1 protein-coding gene and 2 pseudogenes are annotated in these 4,420 nt (G+C 55.8%); 2 read left to right on the top strand and 1 reads right to left on the bottom strand.

Going from position 1 to position 4,420, the window contains the following annotated elements:
* A pseudogene (locus tag ACTJKX_RS37875) lies at positions 1-408 on the bottom strand (transposase); the annotation flags it as partial.
* Positions 409-1,128: 720 nt separating this feature from the next.
* On the opposite strand from ACTJKX_RS37875, the gene ACTJKX_RS37870 reads away from it, so the two are divergent.
* Positions 1,129-2,853: a discoidin domain-containing protein gene (locus ACTJKX_RS37870; protein ID WP_440728473.1), complete on the top strand. Its 1,725-nt coding sequence runs from the start codon at positions 1,129-1,131 to the stop codon at positions 2,851-2,853.
* A gap of 636 nt (positions 2,854-3,489) precedes the next feature.
* A pseudogene (locus tag ACTJKX_RS37865) lies at positions 3,490-4,230 on the top strand (IS3 family transposase); the annotation flags it as partial.
* Positions 4,231-4,420: the final 190 nt, after the last annotated feature.

Raw genomic sequence — 4,420 nt, 5'->3', positions numbered from 1 at the left:
CCCCGATCCACGACGATGTGGCGCTTGGTGCCTGGCTTGCCCCTGTCGGTTGGGTTGGGGCCGACCGCGTCACCCCTTTTTGGCGGGCGCGGATGAGGCGTCTACCGAGGCGCGTGACCCGTCGATCTGGCCGGCCAGGCTGAGCCGGTCGAGCATGTGCCGATGGAGGCGGTCCCATAGACCGCTTTCCTGCCAGCACGCAGACACCACCAGCATATCATGCCCGAGTGTCCCGCGACCTCGAAGGGCAGGCGCTCCCAGGCGATCGCCGTGCAGGACGAACAAGATGCCGATCAGCGCCTCACGCGAGCCCACCGGCGGGCGACCGCCTTTCGGACGCGGCAGATCAAGCGCAAACAACGGAGCGATTTCGGTCCACAACGCATCGGGAAGGAGCTTCTTGGCCATGACATCAAGCTCACCCCAACACGGCTAACAAATGGTTTTGTTAGGTGCTCTTAAACAAGACAAACTCTAAGTTTTTTTACGTGCTCATTCAAAAGATATCTTGAGACGCCGCTTCCTATATTGCAGTCTGCTTATCCTTCCGGTTTGTAATATCAGAAGGTACGAAAAATTTTTCGAGGATTGCAAATGCTCGAATTGTCAAATGTTGAACTTCATGCAGTCACGGGTGGCCAGATGGGCGACGCCTCTTTGGGCGGGCCAGGGCGTGGCGATCCAAGCGGATCAGCAGGCTCTTTCGGAGGAGGAAGCGGCGGCTTGAATCAATCAAGTGGGTCGGGTGCGGGCGGGCTTCGCAATTAAGGATTTTGGTGTACCGAACGGGACCGGCCAGTACTCTCCAACTCTTCGGTCCGGCGCCGAAGGTCTCCAATCAGACTATTATCCTAGATGGTGATATCGCGTCGGTTCGCTATGTTTTCGATTCCGTGAACATTTTGCCAGGCGGCAGCAACACGAGTTCGCATATCGTGGCCCTGCGGGTGTGGAAGAAACATTCCGACTCCTGGCGCTTGTTTACGCGATAAGCCTTCATGCTGCCAAAGATCTGACCAGTGCGATCGATGGAGATTTGCCCTCACCGTTTATAGCGGCGGAGCTGTTGTGCCGCGAATTCTTATTCACACGCAAAGTAACAACGATAAACTTTAACTGGAGGAATTGATGTCGGTGCCGCAAGGATTTACGAGAAGGCTTCACTCTTTATTAACTTTAGGACTGATTTCCGTCAGTGGCGTAGCCATGGCGGAAACGGAATTTACGCCGCCTTTGTTTGATGTGCCAGCCGTGCCTCAAAATTCGGTTATATCAGAACCTATTACACCTACAGCATCGGCGGAAAATCAGGTGCCGCCAGAGGATGATCTTGATGTAAAGATTAGAAATGGTTGGGCGGTGGTCGCCCAGCAAGCTCGTGGCGTAGCTGATCGCAGCGATAGGTTGCGTTTTCCGACGACGACGACAACGGATGTTCGGCAAGCGTGGAATTATTCTTTGGCAAACGATTGGGGTAGCGGCTTTTATCCCGGGATATTCTGGATCCTTGAAGCGCAATTCTCAGGAGATTGGCTTCAATCCAGTCTTCAGTGGCAGGAAGGCATGAAGGGGCAGGCCACAGATACATCGACCCACGATGTCGGCTTCAAGGTTTTTCCGGCATTCCGGGCGGCATATGACTGGACCGGCAACGACCAATACAAGCAAACTGTGCTCACAGCTGCCCAGTCCCTGTCAAAACGTTATAATGCCACGGTAGGCGCTACACGCTCATGGGGGAGTATTTCCGACACGAGCAATTTCCAGGTGATCATGGACAATATGCTGAATATTGAAACCATGTTCTGGGCGGCACGCCACGGAGGACCATCCAATCTGTTTGATCAAGCGCGGAACCACGCCTTGAGCGCAGCAAAAAATCATGTTCGGGAAGACGGAAGCAGCTATCACCTTGTGAATTACGATCCTGTAACGGGTTCGGTAAAATCTCGACAGACCGTACAAGGCTATTCGAACGAGTCGACATGGGCCAGAGGTCAAGCTTGGGGTATCTACGGCTTCACCATGACCTACCGATATACCCGCGAACCGATTTTCTTGGATACAGCCCGAAAAATGGCTGACTATTACGTTGCCCATCTTCCATCAGATAAAGTTCCTTATTGGGATTTCAACGCTCCGAATGAAACATCGGGCGCTCCACCAGTGCGGGATAGTTCTGCAGGCGCGATTGCAGTCGCAGGACTTCTCGAGCTCTCGGTTCTCGAGAAGGATCCATTGCGTTCTGCAACCTATCTGACAGCTGCCAAAGAAGGATTGAGCTCATTGCTTTCTACTCCCTATCTCGCAATGCTCAAGGGCGCATCGGTCTTGAACAGCAACAGCCAGGCCGTTCTGCTGGAATCCGCATATCACAAAAAAAATAGCCTCTATAATCAGGGTACTTCCTGGGGCGACTTCTATCTGGCGCAGGCATTGGAACGCTATCGTAGAATTAAACCTGAGCTCCGCTCGTCGCCTATAGCGGCAACCCAAGCAAGCGCCGCGCAAAGCGAAAATCCAGCAAGCAATGCAACAGATTCGAATTTGAGTACCAGATGGAGCGCTGAAGGTGATAACCAGTGGCTTCAGATAGATCTTGGTAATTCTGAGGTCATTCACAAAATAGGCGTCGCATTCTATTTAGGAGATTCCCGCACGGCGGCATTTGATCTTGATACATCGGTCGATGGGGTGACTTGGAACAAGCAGCTTTCAGCACGCAGCAGTGGGACGACGAACGCGATGGAATATTATGATATTCCGGACCAAACTGCGCGCTATGTCCGTCTTGTCGGTCACGGCAACACGGCAAGCAAATGGAACAGCGTCACCGAGCTTGCTGCTTTTTAAGGTAGGCGGGCTTTATTCGGTTATAAGTAGCTAGGATGCGGACTCCCATCGAAATAGGCTAGTCTACATCTTAATCTTGAACAATGCTATCATTTTTGCCCAGTCGAGAGGAATAATACTTAGAAATACCTCGGAGGTTTTTTAGGCGAGGCGCATTTTTAGGATTCCTGCGGGGTGGTTTGCGTGAGCATGCCATGTTCTTTTGCATCAAGGCGTCCGGTCCGCGTCGCAATCTGCAGATCGTCGAGAATCGACGCGTCGATGGCGCCGTGCTCCAGAACGTGATCGCCACGCTCGGCCGGCTTGATGAGTTGCAGACCTCGGGGCTGCTGGAGGCCCCGATGGCCTCCGGCGCCAAGTTCGTCGACCAGATCGTGCTGCTCGAGGCCTTGGCCGGCGGCGAGAGCAGCCTTTCCATGCGGCGCATCGGCTCGCCGCTCGTCTTGGGCCGGCTCTGGCAGCGGCTCGGTGTCGACGCGGCCCTCGACAAGTTCCTCGCGTCCCGCGTTCCGCCTTTCCGGTTGAGCGGGCGATCTTCGTGGTCACCCTCCACCGTCTCTTCGTCTCCAGCTCGGATCGCGATTGCGACGAGTAACAGGCAGACTACGACATCGCCGGCGCCGAGGGCCTTGCCGTCGCCTGCGCGACGACATGGTGCTGCTCGCTCATGTCCGCTCGGCCTTTACCATGTCGAACGAGACCTATGGGAGCCCGCGCATGGTGCACGAACTGCGCGGCAACGGTCTGTCGATCGGACGCCGGCGCGTTGCCCGGCTGATGCGCGAGAATGAAATGAAGGCGCGGCAGAAGCGGCGGTTCAAGCGTACCACCGACAGCCTGCATGCCTTTCCGGTCGCCCCGAACCTCCTCGACCAGGACTTCGCCGCGACCGGCCCGAACCAGAAGTGGGGCGCTGATATCTCATACGTCTGGACGCGCGAGGGCTGGCTGTACCTTGCCGTCGTCATCGACCTCTTCGCCCGGCGTGTCGTCGGCTGGGCAACCAGCGACAGGCTCCACAAGGAACTGGCGTTGTCGGCCCTGCGCCGAGCCATTGCCGTGCGGCGTCCTGCCGCCGGGCTAATTCACCACGCAGACCGCGGCAGCCAATACTGCTCCCTCGATTATCAGGCGGAGCTGAGGAAGCACGGCTTCCCGATCTCGATGTCGGGCAAGGGAAACTGCTTTGACAACGCCATGGTCGAGACCTTCTTCAAAACGCTCAAGAGCGAACTCGTCTGGCGCACCGCCTTCCAGACTCGCGCCGAGGCGACCGCCGCAATCGGCCGCTATATCGACAGCTTCCACAATCCCGTCCGGCGCCATTCGGCGCTCAACTTCATCAGCCCACTTCAGTTCGAGAGGCTGGCCGCGTAAACTCGAAAACGCTCTCCAAAATCACGGAGCAAGTCCATCCGCTCTTGGCCCATTTTGTGTGAAAGAAATCGCAACGTCCCTCGGAGAAATGAAAGCGCGGCGCTAGAGCGTATCTTGTTTAAGTTGGTTCATAGCCCGCTGCCTGGAAGTATTTCGCGCATTCGGCTGGGCTGAAGAGGTGGATGATCGA

It is taken from the genome of Labrys sp. 22185, from assembly GCF_052045555.1.
Classification (GTDB): Bacteria; Pseudomonadota; Alphaproteobacteria; order Rhizobiales; family Labraceae; genus Labrys; species Labrys neptuniae.
The sequence above is the reverse complement of the archived record's forward strand: the minus strand, read 5'-3'. Positions and strand labels throughout refer to the sequence as shown.